Raw genomic sequence first — 14,109 nt, 5'->3', positions numbered from 1 at the left:
GCTTTAATTTCTTCCGCAAGCCGAAAACGGCCAAGACCGGGATTGCCTATGCAGAAGGCCGCCATCGAAAAGAACAATGAGATGATCGCAGCCCAGCTTACGCCGGTCGGCCGCGAGACCGTGCAGGATCGCGTCTATTCGGAGCTGCGCCGCGCCTTGATCGGCGGTCTTTTCGAGCCGAGCCAGGTTCTGACCATCCGCGGCCTCGCCGACGCGCTGGTCACCAGCACCATGCCGGTGCGCGAGGCGCTCGGACGGCTGATCACCGAGAAGGCGCTGGAGGCGCTTCCCAACCGCTCAGTGCGCGTGCCGCCGATCACGCTGGAGCGCATCGACGACCTCTTGCGGGCCCGCTCCCTGATCGAGGGCGAAGCGATCGCCCTGGCCGCCACGCGCATGAACCCGCGCCAGATCGCTTCGGTCGAAGCCATGCTCGGCGAGTGGGACGAGATGCGGGCGCTGAAGCACAAGAAGGATATCGACCGCGAGGCCACGCTCAACCAGAGCTTCCATTTCGAGATCTACCGTTGCTGCGGTTCCGCCGTGCTGATCCCGATGATCGAGAGCCTGTGGTTGCAATCCGGGCCTTGCATCCGCGTTGCCATTTACGCCTTCTCCGACGCCGGCGAGGTCGATACGGCCCACTACCACCGCAGCATCGTCGCAGCGCTTTCCAGGCAGGATGCGCAAGCGGCGCGCGAGGCGCTGGTGGCCGACATCAGCCGGCCCTTCGCCTTTCTGCGCGACAAGCTCCAATCCACAAGCAAAGAAGGATAGAGGGCATGACGGTGCCTGGCATCAACATCACCGAGCCACACTCGATGCTTTCCGTGACCGCGCTGCTGTTGCCTGAAAAGGCGCCCGACAACGCTGCCTTCCTGCTGGCGTATCTCGAGCAGCCGCGCGTCGTTGCCGGCATCCATGCTATGTGGACGGGGCCGGAAATCTCCTGCCCGGTTCCATCAGCCGAACTTGAGGGCCAAACCTATGCCAGGCCCTTGCCAGCGGAGAACGCAACGCTGACGCCGCAGCCGGGCGACATCGTGTTGTCCTACGTGCCGCCGCGCATGTGGGGCGGCAACCCGAATGCCATCTTTGACGTCGGCCTGTTCTACGGAGCGGGTGCACGCCTGCTGTTCCCGATCGGCTGGCTTGCCGGAAGCGTCGTCGCGCAGGTGGTGCCTGAGGATCGCGATAAATTCGCAGCCGCTTGTGGCGTGATCCGCCGCAACGGTGCCTGCGACATCACCTTCACCCGGGTGGAGATCTGAATGGCTGAGACCGACGACAGTTTCGAACTCTTCGACCTTCGCGTCGAGGCGGTTATCCCCGAGGGCAAGCCGATCTATTGCGGCGCCAAGCCCGGCGACTATTTCGAGTTGAACGGCGAGATGCTGTCGATGCCGGCGGGGCAAGGTTTCTCGATCTATTCCATTGCGGCAGTGTTGCCGCTTCTGGCCGCAAAGCAGCGCCCGACCCACAGGAACGACTGGATGACGTCGGACGCCGAGATCGCTTGTCCGGATCCCAATTGTGCCAGCCGGCTCCGGATCGTCAGGACCGGCAAGCGGCGGTTCAGCCATGCCGAAACGACGGCGGTGCCGCTGCCGAAGGAGAATGACCGGAGATGACCGCCAAGGCTTTCGAGCTCAGCCCCGGCTACACGATCTCGCGCGTTATTCGCGGCGGCTGGCAGCTTGCCGGCGGGCACGGCGCGATCGACCGCCAACAGGCGGTAACTGACCTGATCGCCACCTTCGACGCCGGCATCAGGACCTATGATTGCGCCGATATCTATACCGGTGTCGAAGAGCTGATCGGCGCGGCGCGCCTGCGCCTTGCCAATGAGCGTGGCCTCGACGCTGCCACCAAAATGAAGGTGCACACCAAGCTGGTGCCTGACCTGGAAAGGCTTTCCAATATCAGCCGCGACTACATCAGAGGCATCGTCGAGCAGTCGCTGCGGCGGCTGAAGACCGAGCGGCTCGATCTCGTGCAGTTCCACTGGTGGGACTATGCGCTGCCCGGCTACGTCGAAGCGATGGGCTGGCTCAACGAAATCCGCAGGGAAGGCAAGGTGCGCAACATCGGCACCACGAACTTCGACACGCCGCGGTTGGCCGAGATCCTGGCCGCCGGTGTGCCGCTGGTCAGCCAGCAATTGCAATACTCGGTGCTCGACCAGCGGCCAGCCAACAGACTTGCAGCGCTCGCCAGCCGGCACGGCGTCAGTTTCCTCTGCTACGGTTCGGTGGCGGGCGGCTTCCTCAGCGAAAAATGGCTTAGCGCTGCCGAGCCGCAGACGCCGCTCGAAAACCGATCGCTGGTCAAATACAAGCTGATCATTGACGACTTTGGTGGCTGGGAGCTTTTCCAGGAGTTGCTTCGCACACTGAAGGCCGTCGCCGACCGCCACGGCGTCGATATCGCCACCATCGCCAGCGCCTGGGTGCTGGAGCAGCCGCAAGTGGCGGCCGTCATCGTCGGCGCCCGCAACCAGGCGCACGCCCTTGCCAATGCCAGAATCATGGACGTCGCGCTCGATGCCGACGACCGGGCGAGGATCGCTGCCGTGATCGCGCAAAGCCGTGGGCCGCTGGGCGACGTCTACACATTGGAACGCGACCGTCACGGCCGCCACGGCTCGATCATGCATTACAATTTGAATGCAGGCAGGAAATGAACGCGGCCATGGACGAAAAGCCCTCCTTGCTTTCCCGCGCCAGCGCCGAGGTGGTCGATCTCCACCGCTTCTTCGTCGACTGGTTCAATGCGGCGAGTGCGGACAATGCAGATTTCAGGCGCTTCGAACGCGTCATGGGCGAAGGCTTCTGCATGGTTGTGCCGGATGGCCAGGTCCTCGATCGTGACGCGGTGCTCGACCATGTCAGGGCAAGCCGCGCCACTTGTGACGGCGATTTCACCATCTCGATCGAGGAAATCCGGGCCGGCTGGCAACAAGGCGACACGATCGTCGTCAGCTACATCGAAGCGCAGCAGCGCGCCGGCAAACATAGCCGCCGCCGCTCGAGTGCCGTTTTCACCACCAGTTCATCGGCGCCCAACGGCGTCGAATGGCGACATCTGCATGAAACCTGGCTGCAGATGCCGGAAGGCTGAACAGGCTCAAGACATCAATGAGAGTCGTGTAACGAAAGGGGAACAACAATGAAAAAGACCATACTTCAGATCACCACCGCGCTCGCACTGCTGACAGCGGCCGGCGCAGCGCAAGCCGCCGATTGCAAGATCACCGTCGGCCTCGTCATGGAACTGACAGGCCCGGCCGGCGAGTACGGCCAGGCCGGCGCCAAATCGGTCGAGATGGCCTTCCGCGACATCAACGATGCGGGCGGCGTCCGCGGCTGCGATCTCGCGACCGACACGCGCGACAGCCAGAGCCAGGGCAACATTGCGGTCGACGCCGCGACGCAGCTCGTGCAGGTCAAGAAGGTGCCGGTGATCATCGGCGGCATCATCTCCTCGGTGTCGATCCCGATCCTGACCTCGGTCACCGCTCCGGCCAAGATAGTCCAGGTGTCGCCTGCTTCCTCGTCGCCGACGCTGACGGCGCTCGGGCGCGACGGCAAGACCAACGGCATCTTCTTCCGCACCATCACATCTGATGCGCTGCAGGGCGTCGCTGCCGCCAAATATGCCATCGACAAAGGCTTCAAGAAGCTGTCGGTCATCCACGTCAACAACGACTTCGGCGTCAACATGGTGGCGGAATTTTCGCGCGCCTATAAGGCACTCGGCGGCACCATTGTCTCCGACACGCCCTACAATGAAAAGCAGTCGAGCTATGCCTCGGAAGTGACGGCGGCGATGGCTGGCGAGCCCGACGGGCTTTATCTCGTCAGCACGCCTGTCGACGGCGCAACCATCGCCCGCACCTGGATTTCGCAGGGCGGTGTCCAGAAATTCCTGCTCAATGACGGCATGAACAGCCCGGACTTCATCGAATCCGTTGGCGCGGATTACCTGAAGGATGCGTACGGCACTTCCTCCGGCACCAGTCCGACCGCATCGACCGAGTATTTCACCAAGAACTACAAGGAATTTTCGGGCATCGAACCGTCGAACCCGGCGGCCGACCGGTCGTATGATGCCGGCGCCATCGTCGGCTTGGCCATCGCCATTGCCGGCTCCGAGGATCCGGCCAAGATCAAGGACGCGATGTACAAGGCGGTCGACCCGGCCGGCACGCCGATCTATGCCGGCAAGGACGAGTTCGCCAAGGCGCTCGGCCTGATCAAGGATGGCAAGCCGATCCGCTACAAAGGCGTCATCGGCCCGGTCGCCTTCGACAAATACGGCGACATCACCGGCCCGTTCCGCCTCTGGAAGATCGTCGATGGCAAGGTGACGACCGACGGCGAAATGACGACGGATGACGTCAACGCCCTGCAGGCGAAGCTTCAGTAAGCCGCCTATGTCTTGTCCGGCGTCGATCCCATTTCAATGAGGTTGATGCCGGCCACTTGCATGTCCTGCCGCTGGTTAGGCCGGCCTGGAAACGACCACCGCACCTGCCGCCGGCATGATCCAAGGGCAGGCATAGTAATCGGCGATGCGATTTATGGTCCCGCCGGCGGCTTCGATCCGAACCGGATGGGCCGGCTTCCAACCGTTTTCGCCATGGTGGAGCACTAGCAGCACCGCCTGGCCATCGATCTCGCCAACCGCCATTTTCCAGGTCGTCGAGGCTCTTTCATATTCAACGAAGTAAGGTGATTCCGACAGCCTGCCCTTGAAGCAATCCGCGACACGCAATTGTGCGTCGGCGCTGGTCAACGCCCGTACCCCATCCCAATCGCGGCGGTTGAACAGTTCGACATAGCGGCTGAGCAATTCCAGGAATTCCGGATCGCGTTGGGGCTCCGAACGGACGATTGGGTCGCCTGACAAGGCGGCCAATTTCGAACGGCCACGGCTCAACGCAGCCTTGACGCCGCCCACGGTCGAGCCGACGAGGTCGGCGATCTCTTCCAGCGAATAGTCGAAGACGTCCTTGAGCAGGACGCAGGCGCGTTCTTTGGGCGGCAGGTGGATCACCAGCCGTTCGATCGCGCGATCCGCGCCCTGGCCCGCCGGCTCGACCGGCAGGATGATCTCGTCTTCGGCGAAATTGGCCTCCGCATGCTGACGCACCTGCCGGCTTCGCAGAAAATCGATGCAGCGATTATGTGCAATGCGAAAAAGCCAGGGGCGAAGAGCACTCGCATCGTCCAGCTTCTCGATCTTCCGATAGGCCTCGAACAGCGCCTCTTGCATCACGTCTTCGGCGTCGAGCGTTGAACCGGTCATGCGTGCACAGTAGCGGTGCAGCCGTCCACGCAAATGCGCGACTGTCTCCAGAAAACCGGCGTAGCGGACGTCGAAAAGCCCGGTCGGGTCAAGTCTTGGCTGCATCTTCATGGCATACGGATCATAGCGGGACATAGGTCAACGTAATGACGCCGTTCTTGAAACGGTGGGTATCTATAAGCTCCAGTCTGACCAGGGACGGGTCGACATCCTGGAAAGCGCGTTTGCCATGTCCGACGCGGGTCGGCACGATCGAGAGCTGATACTCGTCGACAAGCCTGTTGGCGAGCAGCGTCTGGTCGAGATTGCTCACTCCGTACTTCAAAATGTTGCCGCCGGCCTGCTGCTTGATCCTGGCAATTTCGGCAGCGATGTCGCCTTCGATCAGCGACGCGTTCCAGCTCACTTCCTTGAGGCTGCGCGACGCGACGAGCTTCTTCAGCCCGTTCATGCGATCCATGTACTTGCTGCCTTTGACCTGCGGCCAACGCGCCGAAAACATTTCGTAGGTGACGCGGCCGAGCAGGAAAAAATCCGCCTCGCCGGCCTTTTCATAGGAGTGTTCCTTCATCTCTTCGTCGAAGAACGGTGACGCCCATTCCATTGGTGCTTCGATGACGCCGTCCAGCGAAATGAAGCTGCCTACGATTAATTTTCTCATCGCGTGTCTCCGGTTGCGCAACAGGCATCCCGTCGGATCCAAGAACCGGCGCAAACGAACCGGCCCGACGGATGACCACAGGATGCAGTGCCTAAGACGTTTCCGGTTCGACTTTGGATACGCGTGAGAATCGTTTGAGCTAATAAAGCGGCTTGGCCATATGCCGGGGGGTCGGCCATTCCGTCGTTATCCCGGGCTGCACTGGCCGCTCGAGATAGGTCGACAGGACCACATAGCTTCGGGTCGAGGTGACGCCAGGCGTTTCGTAGAGGCGCGACAGCAGGCCTTCGAGTGCCCGCGTGTCCTCGGTGCGGACCTTGATCAGCATGCATGTGTCGCCGGCCACCGAATGGATCTCCTCGACTTCGGGGTGCTCGGAGATCGCCATCAGCTCCGGCGTCTTTCCCCACCCCTTGGTATCGATATGGACGAAGGCGAGCAGCGGCTTGCGCACCGCCTTGGGGTCGATGATGGCCGCGGTGTTGCGGATGGTGCCGCTGCGCCGGAGGCGCTTGACGCGTTCATGGGCTGCCGGCGGTGAAAGGCCGACGCGGTCGCCGAGCTCGGCATAGCTGATCGTGGCGTCGTCGACCAGAACGCCTAATATTTTTCGGTCGGTTGCATCGATATCGCGGGCGGCAGGCCTGTTCTGCGGAATGCCATCTGTTTCTTCATCCATATTAAAATTCCCGATTGATGCAGAATTTAATACGGCCATTATTGCCATATGTCGAACACTGATCAAGTCGCTACATTCGCAGCGGCCCCCAAGCCGCCAATCCCGGCACTCGCTTACCTGCTGACGGGGTGCATTGCCGTGATCGGCTCGAACTCGCTGGTGCTCGGTCCGATCGCGCCGGCGGTGGCCGCGTCCTTCGGCACAAGCGTGCCGGCGGTTATGATCGCGTCGGCCGCGTTCGGGCTCGGGACGTCGGCAAGCGCCTTGTTCCTGGCGCGCTATATCGACCGGCTTGGTGCCCGCCGCATGCTGCAAGGAGCGTTGCTGCTGCTGGCGATAGCGCTCGTCGCCAGCGCTGCTGCGCCGACGGTGACGGCGCTGGTCGCGGCCCAGCTTCTCGCCGGCATCGCTGCAGGTGTCGCCATGCCGGCAATCTACGCCAGCTCAGCCGCGATTGCACCGCCCGGCCGCGAAAGCGGCACCATAGGCGTCGTGCTGACCGGCTGGACGCTGAGCATGGTCGCCGGGGTTTCGCTGTCGGCCGTACTTGCCGACCTGGTGCATTGGCGCGCCGTTTTCGCGGCGGTCGCGGTGCTCGCAGCACTCGCATTGGCAAGCCTGGCGCTGACGTCGCTGAGCGATGTCAGGAAGAGCGGCCCGGCGCCGACGCCGCTGGGCGCCTTGAGCGTCCCTGGCATAGTGCCGCTTCTGGTTGCCTGCGCCGCATTCATGACCGCGTTCTACGGTGTCTATGGCTATCTTGGCGATCACCTTCACAATGGCTTGGGACGGCCGGTCAGCGCCAACGGGCTGGCCGCGCTCGCTTATGGCGCCGGATTTGGTGCGGCGGCACTTCTTGACGGCGTTATCGACCGCCTGGGCGCGCGGCGTGTCATGCCATTTGCCTATCTGCTTGTCGCGGTCGTCTATGTCGTGATTGCCGCGGCAAGCAGTAGTTTTCATCTGACCATAGCGGTGATAGCCGTCTGGGGCCTTGCCAATCATTTCGGGCTGAACGTCCTGGTGATGCGCCTGTCGGCGCTCGACCCTGCGCGTCGCGGCACGATCATGGGTTTGAACAGCGCGGTGACCTATCTTGCGGTGTTCGTCGGCACCACGGCGTTCGGACCGCTCTATTCCACGTTCGGTTTTGCAGCATCGGCGGTGATTGCAGCTTTGCTCATGCTAATCGCTGCTGCGGCAGCGGCGTGGCGTTCGCCGAAGCTATAGCGCAGCAAGGCTTGCTTCTCGGTCCCGTCCTTCGATAGATGCTTGGTGGATGGACAATACAACGCTCGAGACAACCGCCGATCCCTTGCCGCACGAGCTGGCTTTTCTCGGAGAGCGGCTTGCGGCGTTCAACGACAGTGATGTCGGCGCCTCCTGCAGGAAGGCATTGGCCGTGTTCGTGCGCGATGAGCACGGCGCTATTGTCGCCGGCATCTCGGGATATACAGCCTGGGGCTGGCTCTATGTGCAATGGCTCTGGGTCGATGAAAAACTGCGCGGTCACCGCATGGCTGGCAGGATGCTCGAAGCGGCCGAGAGGGAGGCGATCGCGCGCGACTGTCACGGCGCCTGGATCGACACGTTCAATCCCAAGGCCGCCAAGGCCTATGAGCGCCAGGGCTATTTGCCCTTCGGCGTGCTTGCCGATTTCCCCATTGGCCGCAGCCGTATCTTCCTGCAGAAGAAATTGTTGGCTTAGTTAGCTGGCAAGGCGTCCGCCGCGCATCGGCTGCGGCACGCCGGTCGTACTGGGGAAGCTGATCGGCAAGCCTCTGAGCACGCGCACTGCCAGGAACGCAAAACACTCCGCCTCCACCGCATCGCCCTTCCAGCCAAGCGCCTCGGCCGGAACCGCTTCGACGCCAGCGCGGCTGGCAAGCATGGCCATGATCGTTGGGTTGTGTCGACCGCCACCGCTGACCACCAGCCGCTTCGGCCGGCGCGGCAGAAGATCGAGCGCCTTGCCGACGGCGGCCGCGGTGAAGGCCGTCAGCAGGGCTGCGCCATCCTCGGCGTTCATTCCGTCCGCCATCGAGGCGCCGAAATCGAAACGGTCCAGCGATTTCGGATAGGGTTTGGTCAAATACGGATGCTGCAGGAGCTTGGCCAGCCGTGCCTCGTCGACCGTGCCGGCGCGGGCAAGGGCGCCGTCGCGGTCCATTTCGCCGAGCCCCTTCGATTTGATGAAATCGTTCAGCGGTGCGTTGGCGGGCCCGGTGTCGAAGGCAACAACATTGTCCGTGCCGTCCCACCAGGTGATGTTGGCGACGCCGCCGAGATTGAGCACCGCCGTGTCGCCGGTGGCGTCGGCTTCGCGCAGCAGCGCGGCGTGATAGGCGGCCGACAGCGGCGCGCCCTGGCCGCCGGCGCGCATGTCGGCCGAGCGGAAGTCATAGGCGACCCTGGTGCCAAGGATGGCATGCATCAGCTCGCCGTCGCCAAGCTGGCGGGTCTGGCCCAGTCGGCCCACTTGCGGGGCACGGTGCAGCACGGTCTGGCCGTGGAAGCCGACGACCCCTATATCGGCCATCGTCAGCCCGTGGCTTTCGACAAGATCCTTGACCGCCGCGGACTGGGCGCGCGTCAGCGCTTCCTCTGCCTCGTGGAAGATTGCCGGTTCCGGCCCTGTGAAATTCCAGCTCCTTGCCTGCCGCAGCGTCTCTTCCAGCAAGGTCCGGATCGACTGCGGGTAGGGGGCCAGCGTGTAGATGCCGAAGTCGTCAATCCGTTCGCCGTCGGTCTTGATCAGCGCGACATCGATATTGCCGTCCAGCACGGTGCCGGTCATCAGGCCGACGGCCCACATGGGTTCGCCATTTTTCGGATTCATGGTTGTCAGGCTCCGTTGACGAGATCGCCGACCGCTTGGCGAAGCGCTGCGATCCCGCTGTTGAAATGACGTGTCGGATGGATCCGGTTGGTGAGCAAGGTCCAGGCTCTGCCTTTGTCGAAGTCGACCCACAGCCCGACACCGGTAAAGCCGGTATGCCCGATGGTTTCGGGGCTGCATAACCGGCCGCCGGACCAGCCTTCGTAGGGTCGCTCCCAGCCATGGGTGCGGGTTGCCGACAAGGGCGTGCGCATCAGCGCGATCGAACGCTGCGACGCGCCGGTCCCGTCCAGCAGCCCTTGCGCAAAGTCGAGGACCGAAGCCGCCGTTCCGAACAGGCCGGCGTGACCGGCACCTTGCAAGGCCGAGCAATTGTCGTCGTGGACTTCGCCGCAGAGCACGCGATGGCGCCATGTGCAGTCTTCGGTCGCCGCCGCTTGATCCGGTTCGGCGGAGAACGCGAAGCCCGGACCGGGATCTATGTCGCGAATGGTCTTGCCAGACAGGCGTTCCAGGACGAAGCCGAGCAGGATGAAGTTGATATCGGAATAGACCGGCTCGCCAGCCTGCCATTCGCGCTGCAGGATGAACGCGCGCAGCAGCTCGGGGTCACGCCCATAGGTGTAGATTGGCGCGACGGCGGGAAACGGTGTCTGATGGCCGAGACACTGGCGAAACGTTACGTTCCGTTCCCAGGCTTTTTCGTCATATTGGCGAAGGTCGGGCAGGACGGAAATCAGCGGCGCGTCGAGGTCGACGACGCCTTCTTCCGCCAGCGCCAGGATACGCGACGTGGTGAAGATGACTTTGGTCAGGGATGCCAGGTCGAACCATGTCCCGACATGCATCGGCCGTATCTTGGGCACGACTTGGGCTGAGCCGATTGCCCGGACGATGCGTTCGCCGTCCCCGTCAACTATGCCGAGCACGCCGCCCGGAATGCGCGATGCGGTCACGGCCGCTTCGAGCGGGGCGAATGCGCGGGAGAAGAGATCATGGTCGATCAACTACGCCTCCGTTTGGAAGGCAGCGATGGGGCTGTCCCTCCGGCCTTTCATATCCTTGGGCGACAATCATCACACTTCCACCCGTGCTCTATGATCCGGCCCGAATTGCTGCCAATTGGCCGGGCCCGGCTCAAACCCCAGCGGACGCACGAGCGAGGGGACCTGGCGCGTGTCCAGCTCGAAACGTTCATGCCGCCGGTCTATAGTAGGAACGGCCGCGATAAGCTGTTTGGTATAGGAGTGCTTCGGCTCCGAGAGCACCGATCTGGCATCGCCGATCTCGACAATCTGGCCGGCATAGATGACCGCGATGCGATGGGCGATCCGCTCGACGACAGCCATGTCATGCGAGATGAACAGATAGGCCAGCCCGAATTCACGCTGCAGCTCGATCAAAAGCTTCAACACCCTGGCCTGCACCGACACATCGAGCGCCGAAACCGCTTCGTCGAGGACGATAACCGAAGGATTGAGCATCAGCGCGCGAGCGATGCACAGGCGTTGCCGCTGGCCGCCGGAGAATTCGTGCGGATAGCGCTGCAGGCTGTTTTCCGGCAGGCCGACGCGTTTCAGCAGCGCTGCCATTTTCGCCCGCGTTTCAGCAGTTATCCGTCCGCCGGTAGCGATCACCGGCTCTGCGAGGAGGTTTTCGACGGTGAGTCTGGGATTGAGCGAGCCATAGGGATTCTGGAACACCATCTGCACGGGAAGGGCGCTCTGCCCGGCGGCGGCCTTGCGCGCGCTGGCCGAGATTGTGCCGCGCGTCGAGCGCACCAGCCCCAGAATCGCGCGGGCGGTGGTGGACTTTCCGGAACCGCTCTCGCCGACGACCGCCAATGTCTCGCCCGGCATTAGCTCGAAATCCACACCGTCCACGGCATGGACGGCACCGCTGGTACGGCTGAGAAAACCACCCTTGACCGGAAATCGCACCACGAGGCCATCGACCTTCAGCGCCGGCTCGGCAGCTTTTTGCTTTTCGCGTTGCGCGTCCCTGCGTGTCGCACCGCCGCCGGCGAAATGCGGCACCGCATGCAGCAGATGCCGCGTATAGGGATGCTGCGGATCGTCCAATATCTGGTTCAATGCGCCCTGCTCGACAGCTTCTCCGCCTTGCATCACCATCACCTTGTCGGCGATGCCTGCAACCAGACCGATGTCGTGGGTGATGAAGATCATCGACATCCCGGTTTCCTGCTTCAACTCGGCGAGCAGCGCCATGATCTGCGCCTGCACCGTAACATCCAGCGCCGTCGTTGGCTCGTCGGCAATGAGCAGGCGCGGGTTGCACGCAATCGCCATGGCGATCATCACCCGCTGCAGCATGCCGCCCGACAGCTGGTTGGGCGTATATTTCAACCGCCTCGCTGCGTCCGGAATACGCACGCGGTCGAGCGCGTCCTTGGCCGCCGCCGTCGCTCGCCGGCCGGTCAGGCCGCGATGCAGGCGAAATGATTCCTCGATCTGCCAGCCAATGGTCAGCACCGGATTGAGCGAGGTCATCGGCTCCTGGAAGATCATGCCGATTTCGCCCCCGCGGATCTTCGTCAATTGCGGCTCGGCTGCGGCTGTCAGGTCGAAGGTGCTGCCGTCGGCCCGCCTCAGCTTGATCGACCCGCCGGTGATGCGGCCGCCGCCATAATCGACAAGGCGATTGATCGACAGCGCCGTAACCGATTTGCCCGAACCGCTTTCGCCGACGATGGCCAGCGTTTCGCCGTCGGCGAGATCGAAGCTGACGCCGCGCACGACCTCATTGGCTTGCGGGTTGCGACCGAAGCCGACGCGCAATCCGCTGACGGACAGCAGCGAGATCATGCGATCGATCTCCGCATCTTCGGGTCGAGGACATCGCGCAACGCATCGCCGAGCAGGTTGAAACCGAGGATGCCGATCATGATCGCCACGCCCGGGAAGATCATCAGCCAGGGAGCTGTCTCCATCAGATTGCGGCTGTCGCTCAGCATCAGGCCGAGCGACGCGGCGGGCGGCTGCGTGCCGAGCCCGAGGAAGCTTAAGCCGGCTTCGGTCAGCAGTGCCCAGGCCAGCGCCAGCGTCACCTGAACCGTCAGTGGCGCCACCAGATTGAGCAGCAGATGCCGTGTTACGATATAGCCCGCACTGCTGCCGAACGTGCGGGCCGCGTCGACGAACTCGCGCGCCTTGAGCGACAGAGCCGGACCTCGTACGACGCGCGTGAAGATCGGTGTGTAGACGATGGCGATGGCAATGACGCTGGTCGAGGTTCCCGGTCCCGCAACCGCGACGATCAGCAGCGCCAGCAGGATCGCCGGGAACGCCAGCACAACGTCCATGATGCGCATCACTAGGCCGTCCCAGCGGCGCCCGAACCAGGCTGCCGCCAGCCCGAGCACGGTGCCGGCCAGTGTCGCGACGGCGACCGAAAAGAAGGCCACGATGAAGGACTGGCCGATCCCGGTCATCAGCCGGCTTGCGACATCGCGGCCGAATAGGTCCGTGCCCATCCAGTAGGTGCTATCAGGCGCATGCAGCCGTTCGACCCGGTGCTGCGTCAGCGGATTGTGCGGCGTCAGCCCCAGCATGCCAAGCACGGCAAGCAGCAGATAAAGCGCAACGATCGCACCGCCGATGCGGCCGCTGGGATGCGCAAATATAGCCCGCAATGTCGCCATCAGTGCTCGCTTAGCCGGATACGCGGGTCGAGCGCGACATAGGCGAGGTCGACGAGGAGATTGACGATCATGAAGTTGAAGGCGATGAACAGCACGCTTCCCTGCACCAGCGCGTAGTCGCGCTGCAGGATGGCATCCAGCACCATGCGGCCGAGACCGGGCAGCGCATAGATCTGCTCGACGATGACAGCTCCGCCCAGGAGGTAGCCGAACTCTATGCCGCTCAGCGTCACGACCGGGATGAGCGCGTTGGGCAAAGCATGCCGCCAGATGACGCCGCGCGCCGAAACGCCCTTGCTGCGCGCCGTCCTGACATAGTCGTCGCTGAGCACATCGAGCATCGCCGAACGCGATATGCGGGTCACCGAAGCCGCGAAGGCAAATCCAAGCGTGATCGCAGGAAGCAACAGCTGGCCGAGATTGCGCAGCGGATCCTGCCACAGCGGCGAAAACTCGCCCATCGCCGGCAAAACGCCAAACCCCGCCGACAGCGTGTAGATGATCAGCAGGGCAAGGACGAAGTTCGGCGTCGACTGCCCGATCATTGCGACAACGCGCACGCCGAGGTCGGACAGCTTTTCGTTATGGGTGGCGGCAAAGATCCCCGCCGGCATGCCGACAAGCAGGGCGATGACCATCGACAGCAGGGCGAGTTCCAACGTTAGCGGGAAATGCTCGAGGATGACGTCGAGCACCGGCCTGCCATAGGTGGACGAAATGCCGAGATTACCTTGGAAAAGACCAAGCAGCCAGCGCCAGTATTGGATGAACCAGGGCTGGTCGATGCCGAAATAAGCTGCAAGCGCATCGCGCTGCTGCGGCGTCAGCAGGCCGGCTTCGGTCCCCAGCATTGCCGTGATCGAATCGCCCGGAACCATCCGGATCGCCAGGAACACCACGATGGACACGCCAAGCAGGACGAGAGGGAAGGTCGCCAGTCGCCGCATCAGATAGTTCAC

General features: G+C 63.1%; 16 protein-coding genes. 8 read left to right on the top strand and 8 right to left on the bottom strand.

Going from position 1 to position 14,109, the window contains the following annotated elements:
• The first annotated feature begins 48 nt into the window (after nucleotides 1–48).
• Genes NKI67_RS14055 through NKI67_RS14030 form a run of 6 tightly spaced genes read left to right on the top strand, consistent with a single transcriptional unit; the run spans nucleotide 49 to nucleotide 4,428 of the window.
• A complete protein-coding gene (locus tag NKI67_RS14055; protein ID WP_023676063.1) occupies nucleotides 49–777 on the top strand; it encodes a GntR family transcriptional regulator in 729 nt (242 codons plus the stop codon).
• Nucleotides 778–782: 5 nt separating this feature from the next.
• Nucleotides 783–1,271, top strand: coding sequence for a DUF3830 family protein (locus NKI67_RS14050; RefSeq protein WP_031211593.1), 489 nt, complete (start codon nucleotides 783–785; stop codon nucleotides 1,269–1,271).
• Complete coding sequence (locus NKI67_RS14045; RefSeq protein WP_023676061.1) at nucleotides 1,272–1,631, top strand: TIGR04076 family protein; 360 nt, start codon at nucleotides 1,272–1,274, stop codon at nucleotides 1,629–1,631. It begins immediately after the preceding gene.
• Nucleotides 1,628–2,683 carry an aldo/keto reductase gene (locus NKI67_RS14040; protein ID WP_023676060.1) on the top strand — a complete coding sequence of 352 codons (1,056 nt, stop codon included), beginning with the start codon at nucleotides 1,628–1,630 and terminating at the stop codon, nucleotides 2,681–2,683. Before NKI67_RS14045 ends, NKI67_RS14040 begins: the two co-directional genes overlap by 4 nt.
• A gap of 8 nt (nucleotides 2,684–2,691) precedes the next feature.
• The gene (locus tag NKI67_RS14035) at nucleotides 2,692–3,120 is read left to right on the top strand and encodes a DUF4440 domain-containing protein (RefSeq protein ID WP_023676059.1); all 429 of its coding nucleotides are present in this window, start codon (nucleotides 2,692–2,694) and stop codon (nucleotides 3,118–3,120) included.
• Nucleotides 3,121–3,168: 48 nt separating this feature from the next.
• Nucleotides 3,169–4,428 carry an ABC transporter substrate-binding protein gene (locus NKI67_RS14030; RefSeq protein WP_023676058.1) on the top strand — a complete coding sequence of 420 codons (1,260 nt, stop codon included), beginning with the start codon at nucleotides 3,169–3,171 and terminating at the stop codon, nucleotides 4,426–4,428.
• 75 nt (nucleotides 4,429–4,503) lie between these two features.
• Here the strand turns inward: NKI67_RS14030 and NKI67_RS14025 are convergent, their stop codons facing one another.
• From NKI67_RS14025 to NKI67_RS14015, 3 genes are all read right to left on the bottom strand, one after another.
• On the bottom strand, nucleotides 4,504–5,421 hold the full coding sequence (locus NKI67_RS14025) for a sigma-70 family RNA polymerase sigma factor (protein ID WP_036238331.1): 918 nt from the start codon (nucleotides 5,419–5,421) through the stop codon (nucleotides 4,504–4,506).
• A 10-nt stretch (nucleotides 5,422–5,431) separates the two neighbouring features.
• Complete coding sequence (locus tag NKI67_RS14020; protein WP_023676056.1) at nucleotides 5,432–5,971, bottom strand: dihydrofolate reductase family protein; 540 nt, start codon at nucleotides 5,969–5,971, stop codon at nucleotides 5,432–5,434.
• 139 nt (nucleotides 5,972–6,110) lie between these two features.
• On the bottom strand, nucleotides 6,111–6,650 hold the full coding sequence (locus tag NKI67_RS14015; protein ID WP_023676055.1) for an Lrp/AsnC family transcriptional regulator: 540 nt from the start codon (nucleotides 6,648–6,650) through the stop codon (nucleotides 6,111–6,113).
• A 48-nt stretch (nucleotides 6,651–6,698) separates the two neighbouring features.
• Here NKI67_RS14015 and NKI67_RS14010 point away from each other — a divergent pair, with 48 nt between their 5' ends.
• Together NKI67_RS14010 and NKI67_RS14005 are read left to right on the top strand one after the other, a co-directional pair.
• A complete protein-coding gene (locus tag NKI67_RS14010) occupies nucleotides 6,699–7,880 on the top strand; it encodes an MFS transporter (protein WP_023676054.1) in 1,182 nt (393 codons plus the stop codon).
• Between the two features lie 49 nt (nucleotides 7,881–7,929).
• Nucleotides 7,930–8,358, top strand: a complete 429-nt coding sequence (locus NKI67_RS14005; protein ID WP_023676053.1) for a GNAT family N-acetyltransferase — start codon at nucleotides 7,930–7,932, stop codon at nucleotides 8,356–8,358.
• Here NKI67_RS14005 and NKI67_RS14000 read toward each other — a convergent pair whose 3' ends face one another.
• The 5 genes from NKI67_RS14000 to NKI67_RS13980 all read right to left on the bottom strand — a co-directional run bounded on the left by NKI67_RS14000 (nucleotide 8,359) and on the right by NKI67_RS13980 (nucleotide 14,109).
• Nucleotides 8,359–9,489 carry an anhydro-N-acetylmuramic acid kinase gene (locus NKI67_RS14000; protein ID WP_031211590.1) on the bottom strand — a complete coding sequence of 377 codons (1,131 nt, stop codon included), beginning with the start codon at nucleotides 9,487–9,489 and terminating at the stop codon, nucleotides 8,359–8,361.
• Between the two features lie 5 nt (nucleotides 9,490–9,494).
• Entirely contained in the window at nucleotides 9,495–10,496 is a 1,002-nt protein-coding gene (locus tag NKI67_RS13995) for a serine hydrolase domain-containing protein (protein ID WP_023676051.1), read from the bottom strand.
• A gap of 69 nt (nucleotides 10,497–10,565) precedes the next feature.
• Nucleotides 10,566–12,314, bottom strand: coding sequence for an ABC transporter ATP-binding protein (locus tag NKI67_RS13990; protein ID WP_023676050.1), 1,749 nt, complete (start codon nucleotides 12,312–12,314; stop codon nucleotides 10,566–10,568).
• Entirely contained in the window at nucleotides 12,311–13,150 is an 840-nt protein-coding gene (locus tag NKI67_RS13985) for an ABC transporter permease (RefSeq protein WP_023676049.1), read from the bottom strand. Before NKI67_RS13985 ends, NKI67_RS13990 begins: the two co-directional genes overlap by 4 nt.
• Nucleotides 13,150–14,109 (bottom strand): ABC transporter permease, encoded by a 960-nt coding sequence (locus NKI67_RS13980; protein ID WP_023676048.1) that lies wholly within the window; start codon nucleotides 14,107–14,109, stop codon nucleotides 13,150–13,152. Before NKI67_RS13980 ends, NKI67_RS13985 begins: the two co-directional genes overlap by 1 nt.

This window comes from Mesorhizobium sp. M0408 (assembly GCF_040321495.1).
Taxonomy (GTDB): Bacteria; Pseudomonadota; Alphaproteobacteria; order Rhizobiales; family Rhizobiaceae; genus Mesorhizobium.
The sequence above is the reverse complement of the archived record's forward strand: the minus strand, read 5'-3'. Positions and strand labels throughout refer to the sequence as shown.